This window comes from Enterococcus sp. AZ170, from assembly GCF_050545135.1.
GTDB classification, from domain to species: domain Bacteria; phylum Bacillota; class Bacilli; order Lactobacillales; family Enterococcaceae; genus Enterococcus_L; species Enterococcus_L ureilyticus.
Genome location: NZ_CP172947.1, coordinates 1,948,323 through 1,961,241, shown reverse-complemented (window position 1 = coordinate 1,961,241; position 12,919 = coordinate 1,948,323). Strand labels below are relative to the sequence as shown.

The 12,919-nt window shown below is 36.9% G+C and carries 15 protein-coding genes, 1 riboswitch and 1 other annotated feature (1 of these 17 running past the window's edge); of the genes, 12 read left to right on the top strand and 3 right to left on the bottom strand.

What is annotated here, in order from left to right; all coding sequences use genetic code 11:
* Nucleotides 1-129 (top strand) — a binding site (T-box leader); it begins 77 nt to the left of the window's first position.
* Nucleotides 130-323: 194 nt separating this feature from the next.
* Complete coding sequence (argS, locus tag IGJ55_RS09435) at nucleotides 324-2,015, top strand: arginine--tRNA ligase (RefSeq protein ID WP_069640847.1); 1,692 nt, start codon at nucleotides 324-326, stop codon at nucleotides 2,013-2,015.
* An 82-nt stretch (nucleotides 2,016-2,097) separates the two neighbouring features.
* On the opposite strand, the gene IGJ55_RS09430 is transcribed toward argS, so the two are convergent.
* Nucleotides 2,098-3,051, bottom strand: a complete 954-nt coding sequence (locus IGJ55_RS09430) for a Gfo/Idh/MocA family protein (protein WP_430606229.1) — start codon at nucleotides 3,049-3,051, stop codon at nucleotides 2,098-2,100.
* A 276-nt stretch (nucleotides 3,052-3,327) separates the two neighbouring features.
* Between IGJ55_RS09430 and IGJ55_RS09425 the strand changes: the two genes are divergently transcribed.
* The 9 genes from IGJ55_RS09425 (at nucleotide 3,328) to purB (ending at nucleotide 10,791) form a co-directional block, all read left to right on the top strand.
* Nucleotides 3,328-3,849: a hypothetical protein gene (locus IGJ55_RS09425; protein WP_069640845.1), complete on the top strand. Its 522-nt coding sequence runs from the start codon at nucleotides 3,328-3,330 to the stop codon at nucleotides 3,847-3,849.
* A 20-nt stretch (nucleotides 3,850-3,869) separates the two neighbouring features.
* Nucleotides 3,870-4,076, top strand: a complete 207-nt coding sequence (locus tag IGJ55_RS09420) for a hypothetical protein (RefSeq protein WP_069640844.1) — start codon at nucleotides 3,870-3,872, stop codon at nucleotides 4,074-4,076.
* 93 nt (nucleotides 4,077-4,169) lie between these two features.
* Nucleotides 4,170-4,793 (top strand): glycoside hydrolase family 73 protein, encoded by a 624-nt coding sequence (locus IGJ55_RS09415; protein ID WP_069640843.1) that lies wholly within the window; start codon nucleotides 4,170-4,172, stop codon nucleotides 4,791-4,793.
* Nucleotides 4,794-4,820: 27 nt separating this feature from the next.
* On the top strand, nucleotides 4,821-5,504 hold the full coding sequence (locus IGJ55_RS09410) for a hydrolase (protein ID WP_069640842.1): 684 nt from the start codon (nucleotides 4,821-4,823) through the stop codon (nucleotides 5,502-5,504).
* Nucleotides 5,505-5,628: 124 nt separating this feature from the next.
* Nucleotides 5,629-5,726, top strand: a riboswitch (purine riboswitch).
* An 83-nt stretch (nucleotides 5,727-5,809) separates the two neighbouring features.
* A complete protein-coding gene (locus IGJ55_RS09405) occupies nucleotides 5,810-6,391 on the top strand; it encodes a xanthine phosphoribosyltransferase (RefSeq protein ID WP_069640841.1) in 582 nt (193 codons plus the stop codon).
* 2 nt (nucleotides 6,392-6,393) lie between these two features.
* Complete coding sequence (locus IGJ55_RS09400; protein ID WP_429949627.1) at nucleotides 6,394-7,707, top strand: nucleobase:cation symporter-2 family protein; 1,314 nt, start codon at nucleotides 6,394-6,396, stop codon at nucleotides 7,705-7,707.
* A gap of 167 nt (nucleotides 7,708-7,874) precedes the next feature.
* Nucleotides 7,875-8,363 (top strand): 5-(carboxyamino)imidazole ribonucleotide mutase, encoded by a 489-nt coding sequence (purE, locus tag IGJ55_RS09395; RefSeq protein ID WP_069640839.1) that lies wholly within the window; start codon nucleotides 7,875-7,877, stop codon nucleotides 8,361-8,363.
* Entirely contained in the window at nucleotides 8,347-9,477 is a 1,131-nt protein-coding gene (gene purK / locus IGJ55_RS09390; RefSeq protein ID WP_069640838.1) for a 5-(carboxyamino)imidazole ribonucleotide synthase, read from the top strand. The genes purE and purK overlap by 17 nt, the downstream gene beginning before the upstream one ends.
* Before the next feature lie 18 nt (nucleotides 9,478-9,495).
* Nucleotides 9,496-10,791: an adenylosuccinate lyase gene (purB, locus tag IGJ55_RS09385; RefSeq protein ID WP_069640837.1), complete on the top strand. Its 1,296-nt coding sequence runs from the start codon at nucleotides 9,496-9,498 to the stop codon at nucleotides 10,789-10,791.
* 54 nt (nucleotides 10,792-10,845) lie between these two features.
* Here purB and IGJ55_RS09380 read toward each other — a convergent pair whose 3' ends face one another.
* Nucleotides 10,846-11,169, bottom strand: a complete 324-nt coding sequence (locus IGJ55_RS09380; protein ID WP_069640836.1) for an inorganic pyrophosphatase — start codon at nucleotides 11,167-11,169, stop codon at nucleotides 10,846-10,848.
* Between the two features lie 79 nt (nucleotides 11,170-11,248).
* Nucleotides 11,249-11,635 (bottom strand): hypothetical protein, encoded by a 387-nt coding sequence (locus IGJ55_RS09375; RefSeq protein WP_069640835.1) that lies wholly within the window; start codon nucleotides 11,633-11,635, stop codon nucleotides 11,249-11,251.
* A gap of 296 nt (nucleotides 11,636-11,931) precedes the next feature.
* Here IGJ55_RS09375 and purC point away from each other — a divergent pair, with 296 nt between their 5' ends.
* Nucleotides 11,932-12,648 (top strand): phosphoribosylaminoimidazolesuccinocarboxamide synthase, encoded by a 717-nt coding sequence (purC, locus tag IGJ55_RS09370; RefSeq protein WP_069640834.1) that lies wholly within the window; start codon nucleotides 11,932-11,934, stop codon nucleotides 12,646-12,648.
* 22 nt (nucleotides 12,649-12,670) lie between these two features.
* A complete protein-coding gene (gene purS / locus IGJ55_RS09365; RefSeq protein ID WP_207120555.1) occupies nucleotides 12,671-12,919 on the top strand; it encodes a phosphoribosylformylglycinamidine synthase subunit PurS in 249 nt (82 codons plus the stop codon).

The window sequence follows — 12,919 nt, the reverse complement described above, 5'->3', positions numbered from 1 at the left end:
AATGAAGGAAACGCACTTTGGAGAATCTGCATAGGCAGACGGTTATCTACCGTTACTAGATTAAGAGGGTTCATCTTTTGCAAAGAATGAACAATTAGAGTGGTACCGCGGGAAAATCTCGTCTCTGGTGTTTTTTAACACTAGAGACTTTTTTGTTGTTCATCACTCCACTTTGTGTGATCTCATCAATTTATAAGAGCTAAAGCTCTAAAAATCGAAGGAGTACGATTGGCATAGCTAGAGTGGAGGATGAAGAATAGTTGAAAAATAAAGTGAGAGAAGTTACCTTTTAAACAATATAATCAACCATCAGGAGGATATTTATGAACAACAAAGAAATCGTAGCAAAAGCCATTTTTGAAGTGGTAAAAGAAGACCTATCATTAGAAACAGTTACAGAATTATTGGAAAATCCTAAATCTGCCGATCATGGAGACGTTGCTTTTCCAGCCTTTTCATTAGCTAAAGTATACCGCAAAGCACCGCAACAAATTGCGGCTGATCTAGCAGAGAAAATTGGTGGAACAGACTTTGAAAAAATTGAAGTAGTTGGACCTTATTTGAACTTTTTCATGAATAAAAAAATGGTCAGTCAAACAGTCATCGGCCAAATTGCAAAAGAAAAAGGACATTACGGAGATAGTTCGATCGGTGAAAAGGGAAACGTCCCGATTGATATGTCGTCACCTAATATCGCTAAACCAATTTCGATGGGACATCTGCGCTCGACTGTTATTGGGAATTCGATTGCTTTTATTCTTGAAAAAATCGGCTACACCCCGATTCGCATCAATCACTTAGGCGATTGGGGCACTCAATTTGGTAAGTTGATCGTGGCTTACAAAAAATGGGGTTCTGAAGAGGCTGTTAGAACGGCACCTATCACTGAATTATTACGTCTATATGTGCACTTTCATGAAGAAGCTGAAACACAACCTGAACTAGATGAACAAGCTCGTGCTTGGTTTAAACGACTAGAAGAAGGCGATGCACAAGCAACAGAACTATGGCAATGGTTCCGTACAGAATCGTTGAAAGAGTTTGACAAAATATATGCAATGCTGGAAGTTTCGTTTGATTCTTATAATGGAGAAGCTTTCTACAATGATAAAATGACTGAAATCGTTACAATGTTAGAAGAAAAACATTTATTACAAGAAAATCAAGGAGCAGAAATCGTTGATTTATCTGCTTATGATTTGAATCCAGCATTGATCAAAAAATCAGATGGGGCCACGCTTTATATTACACGGGATTTAGCTGCGGCTGTTTATCGCAAACGGACATATGATTTTGCAAAAGCAGTCTACGTTGTAGGGAATGAGCAAAGTAATCACTTCAAACAATTGAAAGCTGTTTTAAACGAACTTGGATTTGATTGGTCTAAAGATATGCATCATATTCCATTTGGATTGATTACTCAAGGTGGTAAAAAATTATCAACTCGTAAAGGGAAAATTGTTTTATTAGAAGAGGTATTAAACGAAGCAGTTGAACTAGCAAATCAGCAAATTATGGAAAAAAATCCTGATTTGCCAAATCGCGAAGAAGTGGCTAGACAAGTGGGGATCGGTTCAGTTATTTTCCATGATTTGAAAAATGATCGCTTGAATAATTTTGACTTCGCCTTAGAGGAAGTTGTTCGTTTTGAAGGGGAAACAGGCCCCTATGTGCAATATACTCATGCACGTGCAATGAGTATATTAAGGAAAGCTGATTTTACGATTGATGAGACAAAAGAATATGCCTTAGATGATAAAGAGAGCTGGGAAGTGATCAAGTTATTGCAAAAATTCCCAGAAGTTGTTATCCAAGCAGCTGATAAATATGAACCATCAGTGATTGCAAAACATGCGATCCAAGTTGCACAAGCCTTTAACAAATACTATGCTCATGTTAAAATTTTAGCTGACGATGAACAAAAAGAATCACGTTTAGCTTTAGTTTATGCCATGGCAACAATTATCAAGGAAGATTTAAGATTGCTTGGTTTACATGCGCCAAATGAAATGTAATCTGATCTATTGATTAAAGATTGATTTAAGAATAATCGCCTCTAATTGTCGTAAATGAATACAACAATTAGAGGCGATTATATTAATTTATCCAAGTTTGTTGCATTTGATCTAATAGATCGATGACGTCTTTGGTTAAAAAAAGTGATTGGTTCGGTAATGTTCCTTCGATTATTTTGATCATGTTTGTAATTTCATAATTCAATGCTTCGTTAGTATCACCTGAAATGATTGTTTCAACCGTTCCATCATTAAAATAGACTTTTGCTTCATCTGCGCGTGGGTATTCGTTGATCACAATATACGCTTCTTCAAAAGCTACAATCCCTTGCTTAGGCATTTTTGCTTGAAAACTTAAGGAAACAGTTGCCATTTCCTGTACGTCATTTTGTAGAATCGTTGCTGATTGCTCATCTACACCAGTTGAAAATGGCTGCATAACTGAAGCTATGACCTTAGGCTGAGCAGTGAAGAACCAACGAACAAAAGATACTGCATATGTTCCAATATCCAAAAGAGCACCGCCAGCTAAATCTGGATTAAAGAAGCGATTGTTAGGGTCAGGCTCTTTATAGCTACCAAAAGGTGCTTGAATCATTTTTAATTTACCAAAACGATTCGCATCAATCAGGCTTTTTAATTCGTGATATAAAGGCATATTGAAAATCGTCATCGCCTCGGCCAGTATCAACCCTTTTTCTTCAGCCAATCTTATTGCTACGGTCAATTCTTCACTGTTCATCGTGATGGCTTTCTCGCAAAGAACGTGTTTACCAGCTTCCAATGCTTTTAAAATATGTGAAATATGTTGTCGATTAGGTACAGCAATATAGATAATATCGATCAAGTCGTCAGCTAATAATTCTTCAAATGATCCATAGGCTGTAGAAATAGCATGTTCCTTAGCAAATGTTTGCGCTTTTGTTAAGGTTCTAGATGCAACCGCAGCGATACGGCTGTTCTCTTGGTGGAAACTATTCGCAAAGCTGGCTGCGATATCTCCAAGTCCAATGATGCCCCAGTTGTATTGTTTCATAATGATTCCTCCTAATTTTAGAAGCGGATGGTTTAATCCAGCTACTGAGTAAAGTAATTTTTGGTTGATGCTGAACAAACGTATCAGGTTGGGAAACTCAGTAATTTTATTATACATGAGAAGTTGGAAATGAAGGGATATTTTGATTAGAAGCCTGAAGATGTTTGATTATTTATCGGGAAAAATTGAATGTTTCTTAAAAAAATAGAAATAAGTGATCCAAAGAGATGCATTTTTCGGATATTTTCAGTAAAATAAGGAAAGGAGGCGAAAGTCATGCACCAAATGTATATAGATATTCTTATTGATGCAATTATTGAGCAATTTGAAACAGAAGAAAAATTTTATACAGACTATCTCCAAACCTCAAAAGAAAATTGGGATAACTGGAAAAAAGGTAGAGTCAATTTAACGAGTGAGCAAATGCAAAAAGTAAAAAACTTATTTTCTGATTATGAATGGATGTTGACACAAAAAATATTACGTCAAACCGTTCTGTTCCCAGAAAAAAGAAATATTGCTGTTTCAGAATACAAACGTTTAAAAACACTAATCGCTAAAAAATGGCTGCAATCAGGAGCTGGTATTGCTGAGTTGATTCCATCAAAAGCAAACCATGAAGAAAAAGAACAAGCATTCATTGATTTAAAAGTCACGCTGTCTTACGGTGAATGGGGATTTGATGATATTGTCACTTTCCGATTGCCAGCTACCTTACAAGGACAATTAGAAGGCTCAAAAGTAGAATTGCTTGATTGGGTAAATGAAAATTTGATGGGTACTTACGTTGGTGAATAAGGAAGTAAGGGAGTTTTTTTTTGAAACAAATTTTAGGTATTTTATCGGTTATCATAGTACTAGGTGCTGTAATTTTTGTCTTATTTGGTCATCCAGCCTCAAAAGATAAAAATAATAATACAAATGAGAGCACCGAAGAAACAAGTACAACCGTTTCAACCAGTATATCTACGTCTGAAATACAAATGAAAACATCGACAACTATGACTACAACAGCTATTGATTGATTGTATGAAAAAAAACTGATATAATCAGTCAGCCATTATCCTAAACTAAGAAGGATTAATACGGAAATGAATACAAAACAAAGTAGGGAATGTATGAATAGTCAAAGGTATAAGAAGAAAAAAATAAGAAAAACTAATTTACCAATGCTTTTTGCAGGATTACTGATCGTTGGTATAGCGTTTGTTTTTTCAATCAATGTATTATCAGACAGCTCAAAAACAATAGAAGAAACTGCTCAGCAAAAAGAAGAAGTATCAAAAGAACAGTTTATCGATCGAATAAGCCCTCATGCGAAAGAATTGCAAGCGTCTTATGGTGTTTTACCCAGTATTATTATAGGTCAAGGCATTTTAGAATCAAATTGGGGACAGAGTACTCTTGCTTCAAAGTATAACAACTTATTTGGGATCAAAGCGTATGGAGACCAAAAAAAAATCAATCTTGAGACTAGAGAATACATCAATGAAGAATGGATTGTGATTCAGGGAGATTTTAGAGTTTACAATACCTGGGAAGAATCAATGGACGATCACACGCGTTTATTTGTTAATGGTGTGACATGGAATCCCCGACTGTATGAAAATGTCCTTTTAGCGAAAAACTATAAACAGGCTGCACGCGCATTACAAGAGGCCGGCTATGCAACAGATCCTACGTATGCAGATAAGGTGATTCACGTGATCGAGAGTTATGATCTCAATCAATATGATCATTGATCAATGAAGTAAAAAGGAGTGGTGGGAATGGATGAAAAGTGGGTACCAGAAATTGTTACACCTTTGAAACAAGATATTGTACAAGTACCGAAAGTAATCAAAAAGGCCAGTGGTATTCGGATTTTTGGGAAAAAAATCAAATCAATTATTTTTACGACTGATATTGCTATTATTCGAAACACAGATGCAAACGCAGTAATCGCTGTGTATCCTTTTACACCGCATCCAGCGATTACTAAAAGTATTATTGAAGCCGCAGACATCCCTGTTTTTTCAGGTGTAGGTGGTGGACTGACACAAGGACAACGCTCTGCATATATGAGCTTGTTTGCAGAAGCACAAGGATCGATCGGCGTCGTGTTAAACGGCCCCACACCTATTGAGACCGTAGAGATGGTTTGTGAGGTCGTAGATATTCCAGTGGTCAGTACAGTCACTTCGATTCATACGCCTATTGATGAAAAAATAACAGCGGGTGTTACGATGATCAATATTAGTGCTGGTAAAGACACTGCTAAAACAGTTAAGTTTTTCCGAGATAAATATCCTGAATTACCAATTATTGCAACAGGCGGGCCAACAGATGAATCAATCACTGAAACAATTGCTGCCGGAGCGAATGCAATTACATATACGCCGCCTAGTAATGGTGAGCTTTTCAGTCATAAAATGGACAAATATCGCAGTTTGGAAAAAAAGAATGATCATTAAGATTGTTCGTATTGTGATAAAAATGTAGGAAATGAAATTGATTACAAATAAGGATTCGATAGATACTCTGAGAATTTCAACGGAATTCATTTTTTTCATTGAAATTTTCAGAGTTTTGTACTATTGTATACTAATACAAGAAGCTTATATATGGTCATAATATGGTTGACCGTTTCTACCCAACACCGTAAACGTTGGTCTATAAGTGAAAAAGAGTCTTTGACCTTTTTTGCTTATGCAGAAAAGGTCTTTTTGTTTTTTTATAAGCATCAACCCTATAAAAATTGATGAAGGAGTCGGAAAAAGTGGAAGAATTAGTACAACGAATCAAAGAAGATGGTCGAGTTTTAGGAGAAGGTGTCTTAAAGGTAGATAGTTTTGTTACCCATCAAGTCGATCCTAATCTAATGGAAGCAATCGGCTATCGCTTTGCAGAGGTATTTGCAAAATCGGGTATTACAAAAGTTGTGACGATCGAAGCATCGGGGATTGCACCTGCGCTTTTTGCAGCTAAAAAATTAGAAGTGCCAATGATTTTTGCCCGCAAAGCAAAAAGCTTAACAATGGATGAAGAATTATTGACTTCTTCTGTTTATTCGTTTACTAAACAAGTAACTAGCCAAATTTCTATTTCAAGAAAATTTTTATCAAGCGAAGATAATGTGTTGATCATTGATGACTTTTTAGCGAACGGTCAAGCGGCGAAGGGCTTAGTCGAATTGTGCCAACAAGCTGGTGCAACAGTTGATGGGATCGGGATTGTCATTGAGAAATCTTTCCAAGATGGACGAGATTTATTAGAAAAAATGGACTTACGTGTTGTGTCGTTAGCACGTATTGCCTCATTGAATAATGGTGCAGTTGAATTTCTTGAAGGGGATGCATAAACTTGGAAAGTAAAGAGAATCAAAAAGGACAAATCCAGCAAAGTGAAACTGGAAATGGAAAAGCAGCTGTTTTAGGATTGCAGCATTTATTAGCCATGTATGCTGGAGCCGTAGCAGTACCGTTATTGATTGGAACAGGTTTAAATTTTAATTCCGAACAAATGACCTATTTGATTTCAATCGATATTTTTATGTGTGGTATTGCAACATTGCTGCAGCTGACTGTAAATAAATTCTTCGGTATCGGCTTACCAGTAGTGCTTGGTTGTGCTATACAAGCAGTAGCGCCATTGATCATGATCGGTAGCGATAAAGGAATTGGAGCGATTTACGGCTCGATCATTGCTTCTGGTATTTTTGTGGTCTTAGTATCAGGTATATTTTCAAAAATCAAAAAATTGTTTCCGCCTTTAGTAACTGGAACTGTGATTACTGTTATCGGTTTAACGCTGATACCTGTTGCTGTTGAAAAGATGGGGGGAGGATTAGCTACTGATCCTGCTTTTGGAGATAGTACGAGCTTACTTTTAGCTTTTGTAACAATTGCTTTGATCATTGTGATTCAGGTTTGGGGTAAAGGCTTCATCAAATCAATTGCGGTTTTAGTTGGTTTAGTTGCTGGGACTGTCCTTGCGGCAATTTTAGGTCAAGTTGATTTAGCACCAGTTGGAGAAGCAACATGGTTTCATTTCCCTCAACCTTTTTATTTTGGTACACCGACTTTTGATATTTCTTCAATCATCTTGATGATCATTATTTCGATTGTTAGCATGGTGGAATCAACAGGTGTCTATTTTGCTTTAGGTGATATCACCGGCAAGCGAATCGGGGAAGAAGAATTGAAAAAAGGCTATCGTGCAGAAGGTTTAGCTGTTATTTTAGGCGGTATCTTTAACACGTTCCCTTATACCGGATTTTCTCAGAATGTTGGATTAGTACAGCTTTCAGGAATCAAAACACGACGCCCCATCTACTATTCGGCATTTTTTCTGATCGCTTTAGGGTTGCTGCCTAAGGTTGGCGCAGTTGCTCAAATCATCCCAGAACCAGTATTGGGTGGCGGAATGTTAGTGATGTTCGGTATGGTAGCCGTTCAGGGGATGCGGATGTTATCGAAGGTAGATTATAATAACGACAAAAATTTATTGATCATTGCGATTTCAATTGGTTTTGGACTAGGCTTTAATATGATACCGACATTATTCCAACATATGCCAGAAACGGTAAGAATGTTTACTGGAAATGGGATCGTGATGAGTAGTTTGACAGCAATTATTTTAAATTTATTGTTCAACGGTCTAAAAAGTGAAACGTGAGTCGAGTAATGAGTGTAGAGAAAAACCGGAGTTTGTTTCGGTTTTTCTTTTTTGTCGCTCTATTCCGAACGTTTATATTAAAAATAAATTTAATATTCGATTTTATTTTGACACGCTCTTATTCCATTGCTAAAATAAAGAAGAATAGAATAAGAGAGGGGAATAGTATGTCTGTCATAGTTTCAGTTGTTATGGGAAGTACTTCTGATTGGCCAACAATGAAATATGCCTGTGATTGTTTAGAAGAGTTTGGTATTCCTTATGAAAAGAAAGTAATATCGGCACACCGTACACCAGATTATATGTTTAAATTTGCTGAACAGGCACGTGGACGAGGTGTTAAAGTGGTCATTGCAGGTGCTGGCGGTGCGGCACATTTGCCTGGAATGATTGCAGCTAAAACAACTTTACCAGTAATTGGTGTTCCAATTCAATCTAAAACATTGAATGGATTAGATTCATTACTGTCGATCGTTCAAATGCCAGGTGGAGTACCTGTTGCAACGACTGCGATAGGAAAAGCTGGGGCACTTAATAGCGGACTACTTGCAGTTCAGATGCTTTCCATGTATGATGTAGAGTTAGCAGGGAAATTAGATGCAAAACGTCAATTTCTTGAAGAAACTGTGATGGAAAGTAGTGATGAACTTGAATAAACCTTTACTACCGGGACAAATGATCGGTATTATCGGTGGCGGACAATTAGGTAGAATGATGGCTTTAAGTGCACGAGAAATGGGTTTTCGTGTGGGCGTCTTAGATCCAACTGTCGACTGTCCTGCTGCTCAAGTCGCTGATTGGCATTTATTAGCTGATTATGATGACATCGAGGCTTTAGAAGAGCTGGCTAATCGTTCCCAAGTCTTAACGTATGAATTTGAAAATGTTGATGTAGGAGCATTAGTTCATGTTCAGGATCTAGTAAGCATTCCTCAAGGGACGGATCTTTTGGCTATTACACAAGATCGCTTACTAGAAAAATCTTTTTTAGAATCAAACAACATCGTTATTGCACCATTTGCTACAATTGTAAGTCCGACAGATATCCAAGATGCCATTGATGGTATTGGCTATCCTTGTGTGTTGAAAACAACTCGTGGTGGGTATGATGGTAAAGGGCAGTTTGTTTTATATAGCACTTCTGACTTGGCCCCTTCGATGAATATTCTTAGAGAAGGGACTTGTGTATTAGAAGCTTGGATTCCTTTTGAAAAGGAAATTTCAGTTTTAGTTAGCGGAAATGGCCTTGGAGAGTATACTGTATTTCCTGTTGTTGAAAATATTCATCGGAATAATATTCTACATGAAACGATTGCTCCGGCAAGAGTCGATGAAGAAGTTATTGAGGAAGCTCAACGAATTGCACGTGTGATTGCAGAGTCGATCGATTTAGCTGGTACATTGGCTGTCGAAATGTTTCTGACAAGTAACGGCGGTATATATGTAAATGAGTTAGCACCAAGACCACATAATTCGGGACATTACTCGATTGAAGCTTGTTCTATGAGTCAATTTGATGCCCATATTCGTGGGATTTGCGGTTGGCCGTTACCAGAAGTTGAGCTATTGTCTGAGGCAGTGATGGTCAATATTTTAGGCAATGAGATTTATGAAACGATGGATGTGATTTCTGAAAAGCCGGATTGGCATTTTCATTATTACGGCAAAGCAGAGGCGAAAAAAGGGCGAAAAATGGGACATATCACTATTTTGACCGAGGATATTTTTGAAACACTAGAAGAGGTATATCAAACCAATATTTGGGATTAAAAAGGAGCAAAAAATCGAATGATCGATCGTTATACACGACCTGAAATGGGTGCTATTTGGACAGATGAGAATCGCTACAATGCTTGGCTAGAAGTAGAAATATTAGCAGATGAAGCCTGGGCTGAATTAGGGGATATTCCGAAAGAGGATGTTCAAAAAATCCGTGATAATGCCTCTTTTGATGTAGCGCGCATAGTAGAAATAGAAGCAGAAACGAGACACGATGTAGTGGCCTTTACTCGTGCAGTGTCAGAAACGTTAGGTGAAGAACGCAAATGGGTCCATTATGGTCTAACTAGCACTGATGTAGTGGATACTGCTTATGGTTATTTATTAAAACAAGCGAATGATATATTGCGAGAAGATTTAAACAAGTTTACTGCAATTATAGGTGAAAAAGCGAGAGAGCATAAACATACTGTAATGATGGGAAGAACTCATGGTGTTCATGCTGAGCCAACAACTTTTGGGTTGAAATTAGCTTTATGGTATTCTGAAATGAAACGAAATGTAGAACGTTTTGAACATGCCGCCAAAGGTGTAGAAGCTGGGAAAATTAGTGGTGCAGTAGGAACATTTGCAAACATCTCGCCGTTTGTAGAAGAGTATGTTTGTGAACATCTAGGGATTCGGGCGCAAGAAATTTCTACCCAGGTGTTACCACGAGACCTCCATGCAGAATATCTATCTGCTATGGCTTTAGTGGCGACAAGTATTGAGAAATTTGCGACTGAAATTCGTGGACTGCAAAAATCAGAAACTCGCGAAGTGGAAGAATTCTTTGCTAAAGGGCAAAAAGGCTCGTCAGCGATGCCTCATAAGCGCAACCCGATTGGTTCAGAAAATATGACTGGTCTTGCTCGTGTAATTCGCGGGCATATGATGACAGCCTATGAAAATGTGACGTTGTGGCATGAACGTGATATCTCTCATTCTTCTGCAGAGCGAATCATTATCCCTGATACAACGATCTTATTGGATTATATGTTGAACCGTTTTTCGAACATTGTTAAACATTTAACCGTATTTCCAGATAATATGAAACGAAATATGGAAGCGACCTATGGCTTGATTTACAGCCAACGTGTTTTGTTGAAGTTAATCGATCATGGCATGACAAGAGAAGCGGCATATGACCTAGTTCAGCCGAAAACGGCGTATGCTTGGGATCATCAAACAGCATTTCGACCACTTTTAGAAGCCGATGAAAAGATCACGTCAATTTTATCAAAAGAAGAATTAGACGACGCATTTGACTATAATTATCATTTAAAGAATGTTGATATTATTTTTGATCGCGTTGGTCTATCGTAAACTGAAAAATAGCAGCGGAGTCACATTAGTGTGATCCTGCTGCTATTTTTTTGCTCAAAGCATCTCTATGTAGCTGTCAAAATATTGTTCTATAAAATGAGTTTGCTCAAGTATTTCTTTTTCAGTGATTGATGATTTTTCAGGAATTACGACCCATTTTGTTTCATTATTGTCATTTCTATGAATCACGGCTGTTATCACACCGATAAAATGACTCAATGGATCGGACGTTGCGTTCAGAATATAGGCATCTTGTTCCTCTTCCTCTCCGCCGATCACACCAGCAATATAGCCATAGTTGATTGGATAGATCGTCCCGAATGAATCTTTGTAGCCGATTGGTCGGTCAATTGTTACGTTAACTTTTAATTTCTCCATAGTGTTTTCCTTTTTTTAGTTGAAAAATGACTAAAACGTTAAGCGTTTTAGCCATTGCTCTAGATAACTTCTAGTATTATCAAACTGTAAGTTCTTGAAAATTTCGCATTGGTGCTTTTACTGGAGCTTTCAACATAGAAAGTAAGTGATCAATAAAAAGATAATTACATTCTTGTGAGTTGAAATAGACATGGATACAGTAATTGTTTTTGAAAAAATGTTGCTCATGTATTTGGTGGATCACTAATTCGTTATTAAACTTATTCAGATAGCGGAAAGTTCGTTTCCGTCTTTCTGAATGTCGATGTAGCGCTCGTTTCAAATTTTTAAATGTGTAATAAGAACTATACTGATTTAATTTGTGGACTTCTTCTAATGCTAGTAAATCGTTATATAATTTTGTTCTTTCTTCCGGTACCAGTCCTGCCAAAAATTCCTGCGCCAAATTGTCATAATCGCTAGTCATCCTTGTATTCCCTCCCAAAAATCGTTACTGGAAAAATTAAAATAGTTTTTTTAATCTATTTTTGTTTAGCATATCATTTTTCTTGATAGTTGTAAATGCTTACAAGCTTTTTCTGTTTTCCACATTCGTTAGCTGATTTCCAAAAAAGGTCTAAATACGAACGTTCTTTATTTTTATGCAAATTAATGTTAACGAAAAGTTGACTGATAGTTTAACTCTTGTTAAACTGTAAACAAGTTAAATACGAACTATTTTAGTTTTATTTTAAAAAATGTACGTAAGGAGCGTTGTGTACCGTGAAACCAAAGTCTTTGTTATACGAAGGGAAAGCGAAACGATTGTTTGAAACAGATGATCCACAGATTTTATGGGTAGAATATCTAAATCAAGCAACGGCTTTGAATGGCGCTAGAAAAGATGCTATGGATGGAAAAGCCAGTTTGAATAATGAAATTACCGCTCTCATTTTCGAACAGCTAAAGCGAGCAAATCTTCAAAATCATTTTATTAAGAAAATATCAAAATGCGAACAATTAGTGGAGAAACTAGAAATAATTCCTTTAGAAGTGGTAATTCGAAATATTTCCGCAGGCAGCTTTGCGAAACGTTTGGCAATACCAGAAGGTAAGCCTCTTGAATTTCCAGTCTTAGAATTTTATTACAAAGATGATGATTTAGATGACCCATTTATCAATGACGACCACGTTAAAATTTTGAACCTTGCATCGAATCAAGAAATTGAGAGAATAAAAAATGAAGCTTATAAGATAAATAAAGCACTGAGCATTTTGTTTGAAGCAATTGATATCCGGTTGGTGGACTTTAAAATAGAGTTTGGCAGACGAGCAGATGGGACAGTTTTATTGGCAGATGAAATTACACCTGATACTTGTCGTTTGTGGGATAAACAAACAGATGAACATCTAGACAAAGACGTTTATCGCAGAAATTTAGGAGATCTTGTTCCAGTCTATCAAGAAGTTCTTAATCGTTTAAACAAAAGGTTTGATTAAAAATAAAGGAGAATCGACGATGATGTATGATGTGAAAATTTATGTTACGTACAAAGATTCAGTACTAGATCCACAGGGTGAAGCAGTCAAAGGAGCTATTCATCGACTAGGATTTGATGAGATTGATGCTGTTCGGATTGGTAAGTATTTTGAAATGAAGGTAATGAAAACAGATCAACCGATTGAAGGCGTCATTGAAGCCATTTGTGATAAGTTGTTGGCCAATGTCAATATGGAAACCTATCGATATGAAATCCAGGAGGAAAGATAA

Excerpts from the sequence above, each read along its gene's own strand:
- IGJ55_RS09415 (WP_069640843.1), top strand. The coding sequence starts at position 4,170 with ATGAATAGTCAAAGGTATAAGAAGAAAAAAATAAGAAAAACTAATTTA.
- IGJ55_RS09430 (WP_430606229.1), bottom strand. The coding sequence starts at position 3,051 with ATGAAACAATACAACTGGGGCATCATTGGACTTGGAGATATCGCAGCC.
- IGJ55_RS09380 (WP_069640836.1), bottom strand. The coding sequence starts at position 11,169 with ATGGAGAAATTAAAAGTTAACGTAACAATTGACCGACCAATCGGCTAC.
- IGJ55_RS09425 (WP_069640845.1), top strand. The coding sequence starts at position 3,328 with ATGCACCAAATGTATATAGATATTCTTATTGATGCAATTATTGAGCAA.
- purB (WP_069640837.1), top strand. The coding sequence starts at position 9,496 with ATGATCGATCGTTATACACGACCTGAAATGGGTGCTATTTGGACAGAT.
- purS (WP_207120555.1), top strand. The coding sequence starts at position 12,671 with ATGTATGATGTGAAAATTTATGTTACGTACAAAGATTCAGTACTAGAT.
- IGJ55_RS09410 (WP_069640842.1), top strand. The coding sequence starts at position 4,821 with ATGGATGAAAAGTGGGTACCAGAAATTGTTACACCTTTGAAACAAGAT.
- purE (WP_069640839.1), top strand. The coding sequence starts at position 7,875 with ATGTCTGTCATAGTTTCAGTTGTTATGGGAAGTACTTCTGATTGGCCA.
- argS (WP_069640847.1), top strand. The coding sequence starts at position 324 with ATGAACAACAAAGAAATCGTAGCAAAAGCCATTTTTGAAGTGGTAAAA.
- IGJ55_RS09375 (WP_069640835.1), bottom strand. The coding sequence starts at position 11,635 with ATGACTAGCGATTATGACAATTTGGCGCAGGAATTTTTGGCAGGACTG.